Below are 19,419 nucleotides of genomic sequence, written 5' to 3'. Positions count from 1 at the left end.
GCAATTGTCCTGTGCTATCTTTTCAATTGTACCTCCAGCCAGGGGGCTTCAAAGGTATAACCTTCTACCTGCAGGTAATTGGCAAAGCGGGGCAGGGCGATGGTCCGCCTTTGGTTGCCAATGGATACGACGAGCTCGTCCCCGTATTTGTTGACGGTGAAATCTTTGTCTTGTACGAAGGGGAGTTTCAGGCGGGCAGTGTACCCTCCGGTAATCTCCCGCAGTTCGAAGGGCTTGTCCTGATACAGCACTTCCATAAAGTCTTTCCGGCCGCCGTAGAGCGACTGCCCGATTTCCTGTAGCAAAGGTCGCCCAAACACTTCCCGCCCCTGATGGGCGAGTTTGAAAATGGGCAAAGGCTGAAAACTTTGCTCGATTTCCTCCAGGTAGTCCGCCTGCTGGTCCAGGTACTGCTCAAAACCTCCCGCCCGGGCTGTTTCCGGCAGAATGCGGTTGACCAGAACGGCATCCACATTGTATCCATAAAGCTGCAGGTAGGTCAAGGCCCGTTTGGCTTCCCGGATGACCATGCGCTCCGGATTAAGGACAACGCGTATACTTGAAATCTCCGGATCCTGCATGACTTTCTGTATGCGTTCCAGCTTGTCAAAGAGCCGCTCCAGTTCGTCCAGCCCGTAGTCCAATGGGATACCGGTCATACCCCGTACCATTGCCCCAAACCCCTTCATAGCAAACCGTTGTCCCGGGAAGGCTTTCATGACCCAGGACTGCGTGACTTGTGGGAGAGACAGCAGGCTCAGCGTTTCGCCCGTAGGCGCGCTGTCAATAACGATAAGGTCATAAAGCCCTTCCCGGTGGTACTCCTCCAGCCACAAAAATGCGGAGGCCTCTTCCATGCCGGGCAGGGCGGAGAGCTCCTCAGCAACTACATTTTCCACTCCCTGAAAGCGAAAGGTGGCCAGCATGAGTTGCCGGACATTTTCCCAGTGCTTTTTCATGGAATAGTAGACATCCACCTCCTGAGCGAACAGGTTGGGGGCAATCTCCTGAGGCTCGGGGGTGAGCTCTTGATCAAGGGCATCGGAAAGGCTGTGGGCGGGGTCAGTGGAAAGGATGAGTGTCTTGGTGCCGGACTGAGCAGCCTGCAGAGCTGTTGCCGCAGCCAGTGTGGTCTTTCCCACGCCTCCCTTTCCGGTGAAGAGCATAATGCGCATAGCTTCGAGATTTAGTTATGCTTTAAAAGGAAAGGCAGGCCAAAAAGTTAGGGAGATATAAGTATCGGAGAGGGTTGACTTAAGGACGTTTTAAGAGCTGAACCGATAAAGCGCTTCCTGCCAATCATAGGGCTGAAAACGGATTCGCCAGTTGTGCTGCTTCAGGCCCAGGGTGCGGACTAACAATTTTCTGATACCATGAAATCCTCCAAAATCGCCAAGGTACCAGCGCATGAGCGGGGTGGTATGCAAAACGCTCTGTGTTTCGTCAACAACGGTTTCCTGCTCCAGAAAACCGTGCGTGGCAACATCTAATTGCTCGCTGATCATATCTTCCCGGTAAAAACCAATGGGCGGGCAGCCGCGTGCCCCACAGTTGAGCGCAAAGTGAATACGGTAATCCGGACGCCGAAGCATCAATTTATAAACGCTTAACCTGAATAAGGGGCTGGGGAGATAGCCCAAAGCCCATTTGGCCCGGCACCGCCTTAGAATCCCGTGTTCAATATCATCAAGGCTGAAGCGTTTACCGGCAATAGGGACAAGGGGCTCCCGAAAAATATCGGGGCGTTCCCATCCCTGTTGCCTCAAAAGCAAAAAGTAAGCATTGTAAATATTGATCCAAAAAGCTTTTCGGGCATCCTCGGTATTCAGCGTCTGCTGAAGCTCCGGAATAGTCATAGACATGAGTGTTGCCTCAAGTGGACGGCTTGGCTTGCGGTCTCGTAGTACCAACAGTAATTGCTCGGCAAGTTGCGGTAAAGTGAGTTTGGATGGTGCTATGGTAAGTGTATTTATTGGGTGAAGATCAGTGTTTGACCACCAGATCAATATCTCTCACCTTGTAAACAGGTCTCTGGCACTGATAGTTCCTGCAAACATAGATTGGAGTTCGGGTATCTTCACCGCGGTGGGCCAGCAGTGGATAAGCCTCGGTGGGCGTATCGGTGCTCATCAGGATGTAGTAACCCCAGTACTGCTGATTGATGGCATGACTTTGGGCAGGCGCTTCGGGGCCGACTACTGCCAGTTCGAGCCAGCCTTGCTCCTGTGCGAGCAGGGCTTGCCCCCAGGTAGCATGGGGCAGGGGATGCTCCTGCAAACGGGCACAGGCGGCTGCTATCATGGAACTGCTCCGGTCGGTCCATTCCGGGCGGTGGAGCAGTAAGCCGAGTTGTTGCAGGTTCATAGCCATAACGGCGTTGGGCGCAGGGGTGTCTTCTTCGCTCACCTCAAAGGCAAGGTCAGGGGCATCTTGCAGTGTTTTCGGAACAAAGCTTAGCAGAGGGCTTTGGCGTCTTTGGAACAGGTTATAGGTTTGTTCCGTTGCCGTTCGAGCCTCTTCAAGCCAGTGGGTATCCTGAGTGACTTTATGCGCAAGCAGCAAAGCCTGTATGTAATAAGCATAGCCGTCGAGGTAGGCGTGGTGTGGGCTTCCCTGCTGATGGAGCAGTAAGCCTTCGCTATCGGTCTGGGTTTGTTCGAGTTGCTGCAGGATGGCAAGCCCGGTCTGCAGGTCGGCGGGCTGCTGCGTAACGAGGTAGGCTTCCAGAAAAGCTGATGCAGTGAGGGCGTTCCAGGCGGTCAGGAGCTGTTCGTCCCGGGCGGGACGGGGGCGTTGTTCCCGAAGCCGGAAGAGTTTTGCCTTGCAGCTATCCAGATAAGCCTGAACGGTGGCTTCAGACAGCCCCAATCGGTTGGCAAAGCTGGAAACGGACTGATTGGCATAGAGGATATTCCGGTTGTCCCAGTTGCCCTCCTGCCGAATGTGGTAATATTCAAAAAACCAGTAAGGCTCCCGGGGCAGCAGGGCGGTCAGTTCATCATATGTCCAGGTGTAAAAAGCACCCTCGATACCCGCTGTTTCTGCGCTGAGCGCAGCATAGAATAACCCACTAGGCGCTTGCAGTTCCCGTTTCAGAAAGCCGAGTGCAGACCGGATCGCCTGCAGGTAAGCCTGTCGGGGCTGCCAGCGCTGTAATTTGCTGAGTAAACTGACCATCAGGGCGTTGTCATAGAGCATTTTCTCAAAATGGGGTACCCGCCACTCATGGTCTACGGTATACCTTGCAAAACCGCCCCCTACAGGATCGTGCAGGCTACCCTGAAGCATGCGCTCCAGAGAATGATGGAGATGCTGATAACTGCTGAGGTCAGAATGGTACCAGGCCTGATGCAAAAGCCATTCCAGTGCCATGGTATTGGGGAATTTACTGCCTTGCCCGAAGCCACCATGAAGGGTATCGAAGTGGCGTTGAAGCCCGGCGCCTAAAGATTGGCTATTTGTGGCCTGTTGCTCAGCTGTTTGGGCAGGAGCCGCCTGCAGGCGCACCATTTTTGTGGCCGTACGGTCGGCTTCGGTTTCTACAGTGCGCCGGTTTTGGTAAAAATTATAAGCGACAAGTTGCAGGGTGTCCATCCATCCGGCACGTTTGGCATTGGCATGAGGAGGGAAATAGGTACCTGCGTAAAAGGGGCGCTGCCCGGGGGTGAGGAAAACATGCAGGGGCCAGCCGCCATCTCCGGTGAGGGCCTCGCAGGCGCGCATGAAGTGGCGGTCGAGGTCTGGCCGTTCTTCCCGGTCAATCTTTATGCAAATGAAGTGTTGATTCATGAATTCCGCGACGGCAGCGTCCTCGAAGCTTTCCCGGGCCATCACATGGCACCAGTGGCAGGTGCTGTACCCAATACTTAGTATGATCGGTTTGTCTTCCTGCCGGGCTTGTGCCAGGGTACGCTCATTCCAGCATCGCCAGTGCACCGGTTGATCGGCATGTTGGCGGAGGTAGGGACTGATGGCGTCGCGGAGTTCATTCATGCCGGCATTAATTCGGTGCGGGGAAGGTGATGCTCCAGATACCGCGCAGGTCGCCGGCTTCATATCCGATGGCGTTGTCTTCAGGGTAAAGTTCCTGAATGACAGCGTAGTCTTCGGCTTTAAGGGTCTCGCCCAGCTTGCCATGGCATTTGAGGCAGAGGTCTTGCATCATGATGGGGGCATAAAAAGCGATTTCACCCGAAGCCAGTTGGCGGATTTGGGGTTTGGGCTGCTCACCAGCTGCTGCCTGTGCATGGTAGGCATCGAGGATTTCCTGTTCCCGTGGGGTAGGCGCATCTTTGGGATTGCGGACTTTGTTGCTGGCGCGGCGGATTTGGGCGTTGTATTGCCCGGAGAGGCTATCGACCAGCGGGTAGGCAACGGTGTTGCAGTACTGGGCCGCATTCTTAACACCACCTTCCTGCATCGCAGCTTTGAGCTGCCCGCTGAGGACCTTGAAAGTGCCCATAGCGATTTCCATCCCCTGCTTTTTGTACTGCGCAGTGTCCAGGGTGGAAGGGGCTGAAGCCTCCTCCGTTGGTGTTTTTTCGGAATCTTTGGACGGCGAACATGCCGTGCTCATGGCAAAGACACCGAGCACAACGGCCAGAATAGTCAGTAAAGATTTCATGGTAATAGGATTGATTGGTGTTGTGAAAACAGAAATAGCCCGGCTACCGAAGTCGCCGGGCTTATAAAAGGCCTTTCTATTTATGCGACGGCGTTGATCGCCTCGTCAATCGTGTCTTGTGACAGTGTGCTTGGGCAAGCGTAGTCCGTTACCGGTGCTTCACTCGCTTCGATCGCGCGCCATCCGCCGATGATGTCCACCAAATTGTGGAAGCCCCGGGCTTTGAGGATGGAAGCGGTGATCAGGGAGCGATAGCCGCCCAGACAGTGCAGGTAGTACGTTTCGTTGCGCTCCAGCCGGTTCATATTCTTGTTGATATAATCCAGCGGGAAGTTGCGGGCTGTAGTGACATGCTGGGAGAGGAACTCTGTTGGCTTGCGCACATCAAGCGTAGTGGGCACCTCGCCCTCAGCCAGGCGCTTAGCGTATTCCACTGCGGTGATGGCTTCTACCGAATCGGTTTCTTTGCCAGCGGCTTTCCAGGCATCAATACCTCCGTTGAGGAAGCCCAGGGTGTTGTCGTAGCCTACGCGGGCCAAACGGGTCACCACTTCTTCTTCCCGGCCGGCTTCTGCGAGGAAAACGATAGGTTGCTGCAGATCGCCGATCAGAGCGCCCACCCAGGGCGCGAAGTTGCCGTCGATACCGATAAAGATGGAATTCGGGATGTGGCTTTCGCGGAAAGCGGCTTCGCTGCGGGTGTCGAGTACGAGTGCTTCATGCTGTTCTACGACCTCTTCGAAAGAAGCGGGGTCGAGGGCAACGGCACCAGTTTCCAGCACCTGATCAAAGCTGGCGTAACCGGCTTTGTTCATTTTCGCGTTTGCGGCGAAATACTGCGGTGGTGGCATCAGGCCAGCGGTCAGCTCTTTGATGAACTCCTCTTTGGTCATATCGGCACGCAGGGCATAGTTGGTCTTCTTCTGATTGCCAAGCGTGTCCCAGGTTTCATCGCTCATATTCTTGCCGCAGGCAGAGCCTGCACCGTGGCCGGGATATACGATGACCTCATCGGGCAGCGTCATGATTTTCTCACGCAGACTGTCAAAAAGCCATCCTGCGAGGTCTTCGGTGGTGACTTCACCAGTCTTCTGTGCCAGGTCGGGGCGGCCTACGTCACCAATGAAGAGGGTGTCGCCGGTAAATATGCTGTGTTCCTTTCCTTTCTCATCAATAAGCAGGAAGGTGGTGCTTTCCGGGGTGTGGCCTGGGGTGTGGAGGACCTTGATGGTCAGCTTACCCAGTTTGATCTCTTCGCCATCAGTAGCCATATGCTTATCGAAAGCGGTTTCTGCTTTCGGGCCGTAAACGATGGTGGCACCGGTTTTTTTCGCCAGGTCGATGTGCCCGGAAACAAAGTCTGCGTGGAAGTGGGTTTCGAAAATATACTTCAGTTCTGCCCCTTCCTCGCGCAGTTTGTCAAGGTAGGGTTTGGTTTCACGCAATGGGTCAATGATGGCTGCTTCGCCGTCGCTTTCAATGTAGTAAGCGGCTTCTGCAAGGCACCCGGTATAAATCTGTTCGACTTTCATGTTTATCGAGAATTTTTAGTGTTCGGTTTAAATAAATAACACTACAAAGTTAAGGGAGGATGAGCATGAGGTCAGTGACGGGCGTCACAAATTAGGCAGGCAAAAAAAGCCTGCTGCAAATGTTGCTGCAGCAGGCTTGGTTTGGTTTCGCTGGTTTTAAATGTTGTCAGGTTGGCTGGCTATAAATATTTGGCCAGGAAGCCGTAAAACTTACGCTTCAGGTCACTGTAAATATTGCGGTAGGACTCCATTTCTCCCTTCATGTACTCGTGGAAGTCAGGATCTGCGGGGACTTCTTCACCCCGGCGCATTGCTTCACCAATTTTTTGTTCGTGTACTTTGATATTGTGGTGCAATTCTTCCAGTACCTCACGTTGGCGGATGAACTGATTTTGAAACTGCTCCAAAAGGCTAAGCACTTTCATTTCATTATTCTTGTTCACCAGGTCCTCCAGACGGTGCTCGTAGATTTTGAGCTCGTCGGAGAAAAAGCTCAGCTCGTTCATCCAGAGACGGTGTTCGAAGTGGAGCTTCTCAATTGAATTCGTTGTCGTCACCATATCAGTTTATTTTTTATTCGGTTAATTGTTTGCGTTGTTCCAGCAGGTAGCGGAGCAGGTCCTGAGTGGTAATAATACCTACCAAAGTGTTGCCGTCTACGACCGGGAGGGCATGCATGATGTTGGACAGAAAAACGGTGGCTACTTCGTGCACGGGTGTGTCGGGTGTTGTAGTAGCCAGCTGCCGGGTCATAATATCCTGCACCAGTACGGATTTGAAATCCTGCCGGAAATGAGCCAGCAGGTGATTGGCCCTGGAAAAATCGGATCGGGTGACAAGCCCTTTGAGCTGCCCTTCCTCATTGACAACAGGAATGTGGTGGATATTGTAAGCCCGGAAGCACTGCTCGATGGCCTGCAGGTTGTCTTCTGGCTTTAGCACCACGAGGTCCCGGCTCATCAGTTCACTTACAGGAATGGGGATGGATTTAATCATGATGCTGCTGGTTAGTTGTGTATTGGCAAGATGCGCAAGCTTCCTGCGGGTTGCGATGAGGTTTGTCAGGAGGGGTAGTGAGGTTTGTCAGGATTTGATTTTGTGGTCAGGTAGCTACTGGACTAAGTTTATACGCTGTTGTTACCATTGAACCTGGGCTGTCAAAAAGTTCTTAATCCAATATTGGGAAAAGCCAGTTGATTTTAATCAAAATATTACCTTTGGAAATCGTCAGGACTAAACCTCTGTATATGCAAACACAAATCTCAGAAAGTGCCATACAGCTCCTGCTAGAGCGGCATAGTTTTATAGTGACATCTCAGCAAGATGGTGGATTGGTCATTACCCGAAGCAAATTCAGGAACAGGAATCTGCAGCTATACCTATATACTGCGGTTATCGGTGCGATAATTAGTACTATAGCCCTTTTCTATATCCGGTCCCGGATAGTGGGTATCCCCGTTTTGCTAAGCGTGACTGCATTGATAGCATACATGAATATGCGGGAGCGTGAAAAAGAAGCCCAAAAAAAGTCTGCGACACTGAGCTCGAAGGAAATAGCGATCAAAGAAGGGTTCAAGGTGAGGCGGGTCAATGTTGAAGACATAGCGGAGCTGAATACCAAAGTACTCCCTTACGATCAGCTTTTCGTAGGCACAATTGCCATTTTGACCCACGATGGGCGCTGCTATGAATTTCTGGAGTTTTTCGGTGATGAGGAAGATAGCCTCCGGGAAGATTTGGTGAAATTTTCCAATTACCTCATTGACCGGTTTATGTCCTGAACTAAATACGTCAAAGCCTTCCCGGATTCAATAGTAGAGATGCCAAAGGGCTCAAAGACATACAGGAACAGCGCTACAAACAGGCTGATGAAAGCAATATTCCGGAAATACTTCGTCCAGCTTTCCGTCTCCGGAAAAGGTTTTTGCAGGAACTGCCGGATGTTAGCAAAAAAGGACATAATCAGGGATTCTGAAGCCTCCTTCTTTTTTTGATCCTCTATCGACTGTTTCATCTCTTCTGTTATTTTTTGGACTTTCCATTTTGCAGAGAATGGGGCTTTTATTGCGGGAGGTGCTGAGGCAATTAATGCAAACACCCCTAATAGAATGGCCAGAATAGCCCAGACACATACTTGATTAGTCTCCTCTTCAACGCTACTGACATTTGTACTTTGCCCGCCAGAAAAGAAAAAAACCAAAAGAACAGATAGCAGTTATAATATACCAATCATCAGAGCGATGCCTAACCCCACGCCCAACGCTAAGCCACCAATCACTCCGGTAGCCAACCCAAATTTATTCTTGATGGTGATCTTTAAAATGTCGGCCCTAGGGATTTCTTTAAAAGCATCGCCATGCAAGTCCAATATAAGATGGGTGGGCGTGATGTCATGTAATTTAGAAATACGAGTGCGTTTATATCCACCTTCCTTGTAGACCACCTTGATTTTGATGCCCTTTTTAAGCCGCTTTTGTATTTTTTTATTAGCAGTTGAGGTGAAAAGCCACTCCGGAAGGGGAGGGGCTGGTCTTTTTTATTCTTCTTTTATTGCCCTGAAGTCAACAGACTGGCTGGAATCTATCGGGTTGGTTTCACGATGTTGTTTAATGTCTGCTACCATTTTTAATGGTATAGACTGAGCTCGGTTCCGTTTGCCTGTGCACATTCTGCAATATACCTTCTCATCAGCGATGGAGTCAATTAATACGAGTAAGGTGCGATCAGGATGTAAAATCAGCGTGTCACAATTTTCCTGAGCATTCACGAATGAAAAAGACAGCAAACAAACGAAGACAGTGAGGAATCGGAGGTGGTACATGGTGTAATGGGGTTTGTGTGTAGCTAAAATACAAAGTTATCCGCAGAGTTAGCAATGTTTAAGGCAGCAGTAGCTCCAGGACAAGGCGGTGACGGCAGTGGATACCATTTTCGATAATAGGCGCTGCGTAGTTTTTGGTAAAGTAATGCCGCTCCAGGCGCAGCAGCTCGAATCCTGCTTTTTGGTAGAACGCCAGCTGCCCAATACTGGAATTGCCAGTAGCGACCTGCAAGCGTTGAAACCCCTGCCTTTTAGCCTCAGCAATCAGAAAATTAAGCAGTTGCTTTCCCATCCCTTTGCCCTGAAGCCCGGGCTTGATCGCAATATTCATAAGCTCGGCGGTGGGTTCAGGCTCTTCTTCCACGGCTTGGAGCACCGCCACGCCGCAGATGGTGTCCGTTTCCATAACCCAAACCTGGCCGGTACGGCAGTAAGCCTGTACTTTTGCTTCGTCCGGATCAGCCTCCAGCAGAAGTGGCATAGGCAGGGATTGACTGCGCTCAAGTCGCCGGAAGGTCATCGGGCCATATACTTTTCGAGGCTGCGGCAGGCAGAACCCTGTACCTTTTTTTGAAAAAAGGGCGTCCAGCCGATGAGGTAACCCGTGAGGCCAAAGGCTTGCTGTGCCCACCGGTAAAAGTTGAACTCATCCTTGTCCCGGTAGATTTTCCCATCCCGCAGCTCAAAGTTGGCCTGTATGTTATTGGTGATTTTCCGCCCTGTTGCGGAAAAGGTGTAGGTTGCCTGCCAGTTGGCAGAGGCGCGGTTGCCCTGCAGGTGCACATCCGAAAACGTCAACTCCAGGTCTTTACCGGCAGAGACGAGCATGGCCCACATGGCACAGGTCTCCTCATAGTTGAGGCCGGGAAATACCGGATCAGCAAACCGGGCATCAGGAGCGTAGCAGGCCTGCATGGCGGCGCTGTCTTTGCGTTGGAAGGCGGGGTAGAAATCTTTAATAATCATGCACTAAAATAAAAAAAGGCAGGGAATTCCTCCCTGCCCGAATGGTTTCGTCTGCATGAAACCAAAAATGATCGTCATGAAATAAGTCTTAATAGCTGGTTTCGTCCAGTTCTACCTTGCCGCGGAATGTCCAAAAGACAAAAGCCGTATACGCCAGTACTAATGGTGTCCCGATAGCCGCAATGGTAAGCATTATGCCGAGTGATTTTTCAGAGGCGGCCGCATTGTAAATCGTAATATTGTAAGCCTCGTCTACAGTGGACAGCAGCATCACCGGATAGAGCTCAATCGCTACGACGATCAGCAGCAGGCTCATGGTGATAGCTGAGAAAATAAACCCATCCCGAAACCGCCGCTTGGAGATCAGGCGCGGGATGTTGGCAATGCTTAAAAAAGCAAGCACGGGCACAACGAACAGCCACGGCAAATCTTTGAAGCGGTCTGTCAGGTGTGGGATGTAAATCAGGGTATACAGGGTGACGAGGCTGAATGTTACGATAAAAAAGATAATCGCCCGCCGGGCCAGAATAGACAGTTTGGCGTACAGCCGCCCTTCCGTTTTCATCAGGAGGTAAAGTGCACCGTGAGTAGAGAATAACGCCAGTGTCGTGACACCCACGAGCAGGGCATAGGGGTTGAGAAACTCCAGCCAGTGACCCTGGAAGTTGCCCTGCGGCCCGATTTCAATCCCGATCAGCACGTTGCCCAGCACAACACCCAGCAGGACAGAAAGGGCAGTACTCGCCACGCTGTAGCTAATATCCCACGTGGTCCGCCACCACTTCATTTCCTCCTTGCTTCGGAATTCAATCGATATTGCTCTAAAGATGAGGAACAAAAGAAACAACATAAACGGGATGTACATACCCGAGAACAAACTGGCATAGACCACCGGGAACCCCGCAAAGAGGGCACCTCCACCAATCACAAGCCAAACCTCATTGCCATCCCAGACCGGCCCCACCGCATTGAGGGCGATACGCCGGCTTTTTTCTTTCTTAAAAAACAAATGCAAGGCCCCGGCGCCCAGGTCAAACCCGTCTAGTATAGCGTAGCCGCTGAACAGCCCGCCAATGACGAGGAACCAAAGAGTCGGATAATCCAATCCAAATAAAGTTGCCATATCTTTTCAGGTTAGCTTTTCTATAATTTTCCTGCTGCTTTTGCCATTTCTTCATGCCGGGAACGGTGGTCCAGCAGTTGGTCTTCGCTCGGACCATGCTTGATCTTTTTGTTCAGCATGTAAATGAACAAGGCAAACAACAGCGCATAAACCAGGAAAAACATGATCAGCGAGAACAGGACCTGATTGGCCTGTACGGAAGCCGAAAGCGCATCACTGGTCCGCAGCAAGCCGTAGACCACCCAGGGCTGTCTGCCCATTTCGGCTGCAAACCAGCCAAACTGATTGGCAAGATTTGGCAGCAGGACTGCAAAGACAAAGCCCCAAAGCAGCCAGCGTTGCTTAAACAGTTTGCCCCGCCACCACTGAAAGGAGGCGTAAAGCGTCAGCGCAATCATAAGCATCCCAAATGCCACCATAAAGTGGTAAAACTGGAAAATAGCATTCAGTGCCGGTGGCTGATCTTCGATGGGGAAGGCATTCAGACCGGTGACCGGCTCATTGAGGTCGAAATGGAGCAGGAAGGAAAGACCGCCCGGAATCGGGATGCCGGTGACCTGCTGCGACTCTTTGTCCACCCAACCCATCAGGTACATATCTGCCGGCGCATCAGCTTCGAAGTGGCCCTCGAGTGCAGCCAGTTTGGCGGGCTGATTTTCGGCGACCCCATCTGCTGAGGCATGACCGGCGACCAGTTGCCCCAATGAGACAATGGTGGCTACAATCAGGGCGATTTTAAAGGCTTTTTTGGATAGCTCCACATGGCGGTTGCGCAGGAGGTAATAGGCATGCACGCTCAGTACCAGAAAAGCGCCCGCCAGGAAAGCACCCAGCCACACGTGGACCAGCCGTTCCACACTCGACGGGTTGAACACCATTGCCCAAAAGTCGGTGATTTCCGCCCGGGCATCCAGGCCTTCGCCCACCACATGAAAGCCAGCCGGTGTCTGCTGCCAGGAGTTGGCAACCACTATCCATACCGCGCTAAACATAGAGCCCAGCCAAACGCCCAGCGTAGCAATGAAGTGTACTCGCGGGCTCACCCGGTTCCAGCCAAAAAGCAATACGCCCAAAAAGCCACTTTCCAAAGCAAAGGCAAAAATCCCCTCAGCGGCCAGCGCGCTGCCAAAGACATCACCCACATACTTTGAATAGGTGGCCCAGTTGGTGCCAAACTCAAACTCCATAACAATACCCGTGGCCACACCAATGCCAAAGGTCAGGGCAAAGATTTTGGTCCAAAACTTCGCCAATACGTGGTATTCCTTATTACCGGTGCGCAGGTACTGCCCCTCCAGGGCGACCATGATCAATCCCAGACCAATGCTCAGTGGAGGGTAGATGTAGTGGAACGATACCGTAAAGGCGAATTGAATTCTGGAAAGAATTTCTACGTCCATTATTATCGGTTTTATGTGAGGTCAGCGGGCTTTCTCAGGAAGGCTGCTAACATTGTGTTTGATTCGGTGGTACTTTTTGTATTCACTCCAAAAATAGCGGTAAAACAGCCCATTTTGTCAGGGCTTTTCCGGGAGTTTGTGGTACTTTTTACGTTTTTCCCTGGCGTTGTTGCAATTCCTGGCTAATCATTTCTCCGACCCGGTCAAGGTGGCCCTGCCCTTTAAAAAAGGTGTGCATAAAATAGAGCCCGAAGAAGAACAGCAGAAAAGAAAAAGGAAAGAAAGCCAGAAAAATAAGCCCCAGCCGGGCCATGCCGATTTTGAGGCAAAGCCCCCACAAAACTAACCAAACCGGCGACGTAGCCACCGCACCGATGAAAAAACGCTGGAACTTTTTAAAGAGGGTATTCTTTACCTCCCATTGCCCACGTAGCCGTAACAACTGTCCGGTAGGATAGAAGGAGGCGCCCAAAGACTCCAGCTCTGACAGTTCATCAGCGGCACCTTGTTCGAGGTTCTTCAGTAAGTGGTCGAGATCATCGGGGCGCATGGCTTATGGGTATCTCTTTTTGATCTTAAACGGAAAGATGGGCAAAGAGTTGAGAAAAGCAGAATCCAGACTTTCTTAAATTAGAGGCATGAAACTGAGAGATATAACTTCATCCTTAACCGGGCGCGCTACTGCTTCTGATAACGACCTCGGCTTCGGCAGCGGCATTACGTCTGGCGAAGACCGGCTGATTAACCGAGACGGTTCCTACAATATCCTTCGCCGTGGCGGTAAAGCATGGCGGCCCTATCAGGCATTGGTGGAAATGTCCTGGTTGCGCTTTTTCGCGCTGATCACAGCGATTTACATCGTGGTGAATTCTGTTTTCGCACTGATTTACCTGACCATCGGTCTGGAATATTTATCGGGTGCAGAACCCGCTAACTCGCCTGTGGGTGACTTTTTTGTTGCTTTTTTATTTAGTGTCCAGACTTTTACCACGGTAGGGTATGGTGCGATCAGTCCCACCGGCATCGCAGCCAATATCATTGCTTCCATAGATGCATTAGTGGGCCTGATGGGGTTTGCGCTGGCTACGGGGCTTTTCTTTGCCCGCTTTGCGCAGCCGCAGTCAAGTATTTTGTTCAGTAAGAAAGCCGTCATTCGGCCTTACAAGGATACGCCCTACGAGAGTTTCCAGTTCCAAATCGTCAATCAGCGGAACAACAAGCTGATCAATCTCAGTGCCAAGGTCAGTATGTCATGGGTAAGTGAAGATGAAAAAGGGCGTAAGGCCCGGCGCTTTACCCTGCTTGAACTGGAACGGGATAAAGTCTTTCTCTTTCCCCTCAATTGGGTGCTTGTGCACATCATTGATAAGGACAGCCCGCTATGGCAAAAGACCCCGGAGGAACTGGAAGCTATGCAGCCCGAATTTCTGCTGCTGCTTCAGGGTTACGATGAGACCTTCGCTCAGGATATCCATGCCAATAGTTCCTACATATTCAGGGATTTGGTCTGGGGCAAGAAATTCCGGCGCATGTATTTCCAGGAAGCAGGGCATACCGTGCTGGAATTGGACTGGATTGATGAATTGGAAGAAGAGGTTTAGTCTTCTGAATGATCTTCATAAGCCTCCAGCATATCTTGTATCTGCTGCGTTTTGCCAAAAAGGACCAGCCGGTCGGATGCCTGAAGGGTGGTATCCGGGCGCACCACGCCTATCACTTCCCGGTAACCTTTGCTGACGCCCCAGATGGACCGGCGCTTGCGTTCTTTCAGTAGGGTGACGATGGTGACGGACCACTCATCTGGCAAAGCCAGTTCCTCCACGGTCTTTTCTATCATTTTTTCCGGCACCTTAACTTCAAGAATGCTGAATTGGCTGTCGAGTGTCAGTGATTTCAAGGCACCGTCCACCAGTAACCGGTTGGCCAGTTGATCAGCAAATTCGGCTTCCGGATGGATGATCTAGTCCACCCCCATGGCTTCCAGTATGGTATGATGAATATCGGAAATGGCCCGGGCAATAAGGGTAGCGTCTTTTCGCCGCTCTTTGGCAAAAGCAGTAGCGGTCACAGAAGTACCAATGTCCTCACCTATGGTCACAAGGATGGTGTCTGCCCCTTCCAGCGGTAGTTTATCCATACTGAGTTCGTCGGAGGTATCCAGCTCAATGGTATGGGTGAGCCCATCCTTTAGCAGGTTCACAGGCTCGGGGCGCTTGTCCACGCCAATTACCTCGTGACCGTCTTCCACAAGCCGCAGCCCAAGTGTAGCCCCAAAATTCCCAAGACCGATAATGATAAACTTCATAACTGAGCATTAATTGATGAAAATATCTTCCTCCGGATACCGGGCAGGGTCGTGCTGCTCCTTGGCCCACTGACGCGCCAGTCCGGTGAGGAAGGTGAGAAACCCCACCCGCCCGATAAACATGGTTGCGATAAGCGTAAACTTGCCGGGGTCTGATAGTTGCTCTGTGATACCCATGCTCAGCCCTACAGTACAGTAGGCGGAGACGCATTCAAATACGATGGGCATCAGCGCGATACCTGGCTCAAAGTGATGTAGCAAAAATACGGGTATCCCAATTCCGGGCAGGGAGAGCATGATGATGGCCAGAGCCCGGTTTAGTGCACTGACCGGCACACTGCGCCACCCCAGCACAATACGATTCCGACCCAGCACTTGCTGCCAGATGTTGAGCAGGGCTATCCTAAAAGTGGTGGTTTTGATGCCGCCACCGGTAGACCCCGGGGAGGCGCCCACCCACATCAGCAAAATCAGCAAAAGCAAGGTAGGGCCGGCGAGGCTGCCTGTGTCAAAGGAATTGAAACCGGCCGTCCGCGCCGTAACGGAACCGAAAAAAGCGGTCGCCCATTGCCCAAATGAGCTTTGGTCGCTGAGGCTGTTGGTGCCTTCGAGAAAGTAAAATCCGAGCGTGCCGCCTACTAGCAGTGCCGTAGTGGTCCGCAGCACCAGCTTATCGTTGGTGGAAAGTAGGGGCAAAGAGGCCGGGATAGCCCGGTCAGCGCGATTAATCAACCGGTAAAAATAGTACCGTAGGGCTTCCCCCATGTATTGCAGGTAGCCAATGATGGTGTTGAACCCTATGCCTCCCAAAATAATCAGGGCAGCAATCGTTAAGTGGGCGCCATATTGCATCCGGAAGGTCTCTTCGTACAGCGATTGGGGCAGGGTAGAAAAACCGGCATTTCAAAAAGCAGATATGGCGTGAAAGATGGCAAACCAGGCCCGATTACCGTCCGGGGCACTCCCGGTTGCCAGACCACCGTAAATAAGCAATGCCCCGATACCCTCTGCCACAAAGGTGAATACGAGGATGCGGACCAACAGACCTTTAGTGCCTTCAATCGTGCGGCTGTTGATCATGTCCTGCAGCATCAGCCGGTTGCGGAAAGAGCCGAAGCTGCGGAAGAACAATCCGAATACATTGGTAAACGTCAGCATGCCCAGCCCGCCCAGCTGTAGGAGCACCAGAATGAATGCCTGCCCGGTCAGGGTGAAATCTTCCCCCGTGGTCAGCCCGGTCAGCCCGGTTACGCAAACGGCACTCGTGGCCGTAAACAGGGCATCTATCAGGGAGATGTCCTCTTTGGCAGACTGCGGCAGGAGTAGCAGCAGCGTGCTCAGCCCAATCAATACTGCGAAGCTGCTGACAAAGATAAGAGCTGGGTGCATGCGCCGGGTTTCTATCCGGAATAGCCGTTCGATCATCAGGGTCAGGGAAAGGAGCAAAACCAGTAGGCGGAACAGCCAGTAAGCCTGCAAAGGAAATACCTGTACCAGACTCAGTAAACTGAAAACCATAACCAGCAACCCTGAAATCAATAAAGCGATCCGTGTGTTGCGTCTGAAAAGCAGCGGCCCCGGATGCCTGCCCAGGCTGTACCCGGTTTCAAGTGCCAGTAAGCCACCAAAAAGGGCATATATCCCCCGCTCATAAGCAAAGGCCTGCCCGTAGCCGTATTCCCAAACCAGTATTCCCAACATGCCAAGGGCAAGGATGGTAACGCCAAGGTCAATGATATAGTAGGCGGACCACTTCATTATTGGTCTTGCGATTGCTGATTGAGGTCTTCCAGGGCGCGCTGAAGGTCATTCAGGGCTTGAGCAGCGGCTTCAAACCGCCCTTCTCCGGTCGCGTTCTGGTAGCGTTGGAAGGCTTCCCGGGCGCTTGAGATACCTGACTGAATGCTCGTACCTTCCTCATAGGCTGCAGAGGAGGGGGCACCACTCTGATCCGTTGACGCAGCCGTATCGAAGAGCCCCGCCAGTGCTTCGTCAAAGGTCTCAGCGTAACTGAGCTGATCATTGTGCATGATGCAGACCAGGCGCAACTCGGGATAAGCAGCAGTCTCAGCCTGAAGGTAGATGGGCTCGACGTACACAATCGTTTCTGCAACCGGGATGGCCAGCACATTGCCCCGGATGACTCTTGATCCCCTTTGGTCCCAAAGCGAGAGCTGACCGGACAGGTAGCTGTTTTGGTCGATTTTGGTTTCCACCTGCTGCGGGCCGAGTACCCGTTTTTCTTTTGGGAAATTATAGGCTAAGAACCGGCCATACTGCCCCGGGTCGCAAAGCCCGGCGATCCAACCGATGGATACCTGCCGGTTTTTGGGGGTAAAGGGGAGGATAAGCGAAAAGCCCGCTTCCTCACTATTCGGAGGCTGCCACATAATATAGTAAGGCTCTACCGGCTGAACGCTGCCGTAGTACTTTTCAGTCGCTCGTATCCACAGGTCTTCCTGATTGTAGAAAACCTCAGGGTCATTCATGTGGTATTTGGCATAGACCAGCCCCTGAGTCAGAAGGTAGTCGACCGGATAGCGGATGTGGGCCTGCAGCGCTTCCGGCATATTACTCCTGGGCTGAAACATGCCCGGGAGAATCTTGTCCCAGACTTTTAAAATAGCGTCGTCCTCGTCAAAAGTGTAAAAATCAACGGCACCGGTGAACGCATTGACAGTCACCTTGACCGGGTTGCGCAGTTAGTTTTGCCCGTCAAAGTCAGAACGGTGGCCTATTTTCAGTTGTTCCTGTGCTTCTCCTTCCTTGTACTGTATCCGCTCGGTAGCATTGTAAGGGGCTGAATAGGGAAAATAGGAAGACGTGGTGTATGCATCAATCATCCAGTATAGTTGACCATCCGCATTGACGATGTAGGGGTCCTGGTCGAGTTGCAGGAATGGTGCGAGTGCCCTGACCCGCCTTTTGATATCCCGCCGGAATAAGATCCGGCTATCCCTGGTCGGATAGGAGCTGAGCAACAGTTTGAATTCTCCCATTTTGTAGGCATAGAGAAACTTGCGCCAGGCACTCGACAATTCTACACCACCTTGTCCGCTATAACTGTAGTATTCGTTTTGATCGCCTTGCGGATAATCAAATTCGGGCTCACTGCTGTTGACGACAACGTAGTCATCAGTAAGCTCACCGTAGTAAATCCGAGGCTGCTCCACTTTAAGAGATGGGTATTTGCTTTCCGGTGGGATGTTTTTGACCAGGAAATTAGGCAGGCCTTCGGAAGTAAAATCAGCAACGGTGGTTTGGGCGATGCCGTGGCCGTGGGTATACTTGAAAACTTCATTGACGAAAGTCTGGCTTTTATCCGGTAGATTGGATGCCCTCATCTCACGGACGGAGATCATGACCTGCCGGTAGCCATCGTCGTAGCGGTACCGGTCGATGTCAACATCGTTGAACTCGTAGTACAGGCGGATTTCCTGAAACTGTTTCAGTACTGCATCCAGTGCGCGCCAGTCCCAAAGCCGGATGTTGTTGAAAATGGTGGGGTTGTCCTGAACCATGTCCAGGCTGAAGGAGTCCCGCACAGGGAATTCCCGGCTTTCCACCTCGTTGAGCCCGAAGCCAAGGCGGGTGTATTCGATATTATGCCCGATGTAAGGCTTCTCGTATGAAATTTCGTTGGGCTCCACCCGGAAGCTTTGGTAGGCGCCGGGCAAAACATTTAGCGCGATCAACCAAAAGGCCGCTACCATCGCAGCTGTACTGGCAATCACATAGAGCGGATTGCCTGCTTTGCGCATGCCCAATCGGAAAAGCAGGTGCTGCAGCGCCTCCCGAATAGCCGGAATCAATAAGCTGAGCCCTGCCAGTGCCGTAAATACAAGCGTGGTAGTTAGGGCAGGCAGCACAATATGTACGTCTGTCCATCCAGGGCCAGACACCGTGCCCAGGTCTGAAAAAAGCAAGTGGAAACGGTCCAGGTAAATTCCTCCGGCTAGGACGAGGAGCAGCAATGCGGCATTCACAAACAGCATTCGGCGGGAGGCTTTGCCCCTGGCGTTGTCTGATCGGTAAAGCTTGATGCTGCGCCCCTCCTGATAGAATTCATACCGCCCGGCAACGGTCATGCCCAGGGCAAGCAGTACCAGCATAAAGAGGAAATTGTAGAGCCCGTCCAAAAAGGGTAGAGTGAAGAGATAAAAACTGCCTTCTACCCCCAGGATTGGATCAGAGATGCCCACAGGAGCCTGATACCAAAATTTCAGAAAGCTGCTCCAGTTGGCAAACCCCCAGGCGGCTCCCAGTAGCGTTCCTGCAATCAGCACGCCGCGCCGCAACCACTTTTTTGAAGCGGGCAGGTGGTGCGACAAAAGTGCCAGCAGCCCAAGCCCCGACAGCGCTCCAGCTACCACAAACAGGGACTCAGCCAGAAATAACGTCCAGAAGCGGTCGTTGTACCCCAGCTCATCAAACCAGATTTTTTCGCCCCAGAAATCCAGGAAACGAAACAATAAGATCGTGCTGAGAATAAGGCTGATACCCAATGTCTTACGACCACTACCTTCCACTTGCCGACTCCGGTAAATGAAGAAAACGCCAAGGCCGGTCAGTAGCACAAAAATTAAGGTAAACATGGAGGCTTTTCTGATAAAGCGCACGCAGGGGGACAGATGTTTACCCGTTACCG

General features: G+C 51.9%; 18 protein-coding genes and 2 pseudogenes. 2 read left to right on the top strand and 18 right to left on the bottom strand.

Annotated elements, in window-relative coordinates; all coding sequences use genetic code 11:
• Positions 1 to 14 precede the first annotated feature (14 nt).
• The 7 genes from IX84_RS27870 to IX84_RS27840 form a co-directional block, all read right to left on the bottom strand.
• The gene (locus IX84_RS27870; protein WP_044229133.1) at positions 15 to 1,175 is read right to left on the bottom strand and encodes an ArsA family ATPase; all 1,161 of its coding nucleotides are present in this window, start codon (positions 1,173 to 1,175) and stop codon (positions 15 to 17) included.
• 90 nt (positions 1,176 to 1,265) lie between these two features.
• Positions 1,266 to 1,856 (bottom strand): DUF547 domain-containing protein, encoded by a 591-nt coding sequence (locus IX84_RS27865; RefSeq protein WP_160213967.1) that lies wholly within the window; start codon positions 1,854 to 1,856, stop codon positions 1,266 to 1,268.
• Between the two features lie 127 nt (positions 1,857 to 1,983).
• On the bottom strand, positions 1,984 to 3,993 hold the full coding sequence (locus IX84_RS27860) for a thioredoxin domain-containing protein (protein WP_044229130.1): 2,010 nt from the start codon (positions 3,991 to 3,993) through the stop codon (positions 1,984 to 1,986).
• Positions 3,994 to 4,000: 7 nt separating this feature from the next.
• Positions 4,001 to 4,624: a Tll0287-like domain-containing protein gene (locus IX84_RS27855; protein WP_052516470.1), complete on the bottom strand. Its 624-nt coding sequence runs from the start codon at positions 4,622 to 4,624 to the stop codon at positions 4,001 to 4,003.
• Between the two features lie 80 nt (positions 4,625 to 4,704).
• A complete protein-coding gene (locus tag IX84_RS27850; RefSeq protein WP_044229127.1) occupies positions 4,705 to 6,156 on the bottom strand; it encodes an MBL fold metallo-hydrolase in 1,452 nt (483 codons plus the stop codon).
• A gap of 179 nt (positions 6,157 to 6,335) precedes the next feature.
• Positions 6,336 to 6,716 (bottom strand): hypothetical protein, encoded by a 381-nt coding sequence (locus tag IX84_RS27845; protein ID WP_044229124.1) that lies wholly within the window; start codon positions 6,714 to 6,716, stop codon positions 6,336 to 6,338.
• A 13-nt stretch (positions 6,717 to 6,729) separates the two neighbouring features.
• Positions 6,730 to 7,152, bottom strand: a complete 423-nt coding sequence (locus IX84_RS27840) for a CBS domain-containing protein (RefSeq protein ID WP_044229121.1) — start codon at positions 7,150 to 7,152, stop codon at positions 6,730 to 6,732.
• 251 nt (positions 7,153 to 7,403) lie between these two features.
• On the opposite strand from IX84_RS27840, the gene IX84_RS27835 reads away from it, so the two are divergent.
• Positions 7,404 to 7,937: a hypothetical protein gene (locus IX84_RS27835; protein ID WP_044229117.1), complete on the top strand. Its 534-nt coding sequence runs from the start codon at positions 7,404 to 7,406 to the stop codon at positions 7,935 to 7,937.
• Here the strand turns inward: IX84_RS27835 and IX84_RS27830 are convergent.
• From IX84_RS27830 to IX84_RS27795, 7 genes are all read right to left on the bottom strand, one after another.
• Positions 7,910 to 8,170, bottom strand: a complete 261-nt coding sequence (locus IX84_RS27830) for a hypothetical protein (RefSeq protein WP_044229115.1) — start codon at positions 8,168 to 8,170, stop codon at positions 7,910 to 7,912. The two genes, IX84_RS27835 and IX84_RS27830, sit on opposite strands and share 28 nt — an antisense overlap.
• Before the next feature lie 201 nt (positions 8,171 to 8,371).
• Positions 8,372 to 8,599: a hypothetical protein gene (locus IX84_RS27825; RefSeq protein WP_044229114.1), complete on the bottom strand. Its 228-nt coding sequence runs from the start codon at positions 8,597 to 8,599 to the stop codon at positions 8,372 to 8,374.
• A 436-nt stretch (positions 8,600 to 9,035) separates the two neighbouring features.
• The gene (locus IX84_RS27815) at positions 9,036 to 9,497 is read right to left on the bottom strand and encodes a GNAT family N-acetyltransferase (RefSeq protein ID WP_044229110.1); all 462 of its coding nucleotides are present in this window, start codon (positions 9,495 to 9,497) and stop codon (positions 9,036 to 9,038) included.
• Entirely contained in the window at positions 9,494 to 9,943 is a 450-nt protein-coding gene (locus IX84_RS27810) for a nuclear transport factor 2 family protein (protein WP_044229108.1), read from the bottom strand. Before IX84_RS27810 ends, IX84_RS27815 begins: the two co-directional genes overlap by 4 nt.
• Before the next feature lie 88 nt (positions 9,944 to 10,031).
• Entirely contained in the window at positions 10,032 to 11,066 is a 1,035-nt protein-coding gene (cydB, locus tag IX84_RS27805; protein ID WP_044229105.1) for a cytochrome d ubiquinol oxidase subunit II, read from the bottom strand.
• A 20-nt stretch (positions 11,067 to 11,086) separates the two neighbouring features.
• A complete protein-coding gene (locus IX84_RS27800) occupies positions 11,087 to 12,466 on the bottom strand; it encodes a cytochrome ubiquinol oxidase subunit I (protein WP_044229102.1) in 1,380 nt (459 codons plus the stop codon).
• A gap of 148 nt (positions 12,467 to 12,614) precedes the next feature.
• The gene (locus IX84_RS27795; RefSeq protein ID WP_044229099.1) at positions 12,615 to 13,016 is read right to left on the bottom strand and encodes a hypothetical protein; all 402 of its coding nucleotides are present in this window, start codon (positions 13,014 to 13,016) and stop codon (positions 12,615 to 12,617) included.
• Between the two features lie 88 nt (positions 13,017 to 13,104).
• On the opposite strand from IX84_RS27795, the gene IX84_RS27790 reads away from it, so the two are divergent.
• Positions 13,105 to 14,067 carry an ion channel gene (locus IX84_RS27790; protein WP_044229096.1) on the top strand — a complete coding sequence of 321 codons (963 nt, stop codon included), beginning with the start codon at positions 13,105 to 13,107 and terminating at the stop codon, positions 14,065 to 14,067.
• Here IX84_RS27790 and IX84_RS32680 read toward each other — a convergent pair.
• The 4 genes and pseudogenes from IX84_RS32680 to IX84_RS31650 all read right to left on the bottom strand — a co-directional run bounded on the left by IX84_RS32680 (position 14,064) and on the right by IX84_RS31650 (position 19,366).
• On the bottom strand, positions 14,064 to 14,375 hold the full coding sequence (locus IX84_RS32680; protein WP_052516468.1) for a TrkA C-terminal domain-containing protein: 312 nt from the start codon (positions 14,373 to 14,375) through the stop codon (positions 14,064 to 14,066). The two genes, IX84_RS27790 and IX84_RS32680, sit on opposite strands and share 4 nt — an antisense overlap.
• 51 nt (positions 14,376 to 14,426) lie before the next feature.
• Positions 14,427 to 14,771, bottom strand: coding sequence for an NAD(P)-binding protein (locus IX84_RS32675; protein ID WP_052516467.1), 345 nt, complete (start codon positions 14,769 to 14,771; stop codon positions 14,427 to 14,429).
• A 9-nt stretch (positions 14,772 to 14,780) separates the two neighbouring features.
• Positions 14,781 to 16,196: pseudogene (locus IX84_RS34245) on the bottom strand (TrkH family potassium uptake protein).
• A gap of 332 nt (positions 16,197 to 16,528) precedes the next feature.
• Positions 16,529 to 19,366, bottom strand: a pseudogene (locus tag IX84_RS31650) (UPF0182 family protein).
• Positions 19,367 to 19,419 lie beyond the last annotated feature (53 nt).

The organism is Phaeodactylibacter xiamenensis (genome assembly GCF_000759025.1).
Lineage (GTDB): Bacteria > Bacteroidota > Bacteroidia > Chitinophagales > Saprospiraceae > Phaeodactylibacter > Phaeodactylibacter xiamenensis.
The sequence above is the reverse complement of the archived record's forward strand: the minus strand, read 5'-3'. Positions and strand labels throughout refer to the sequence as shown.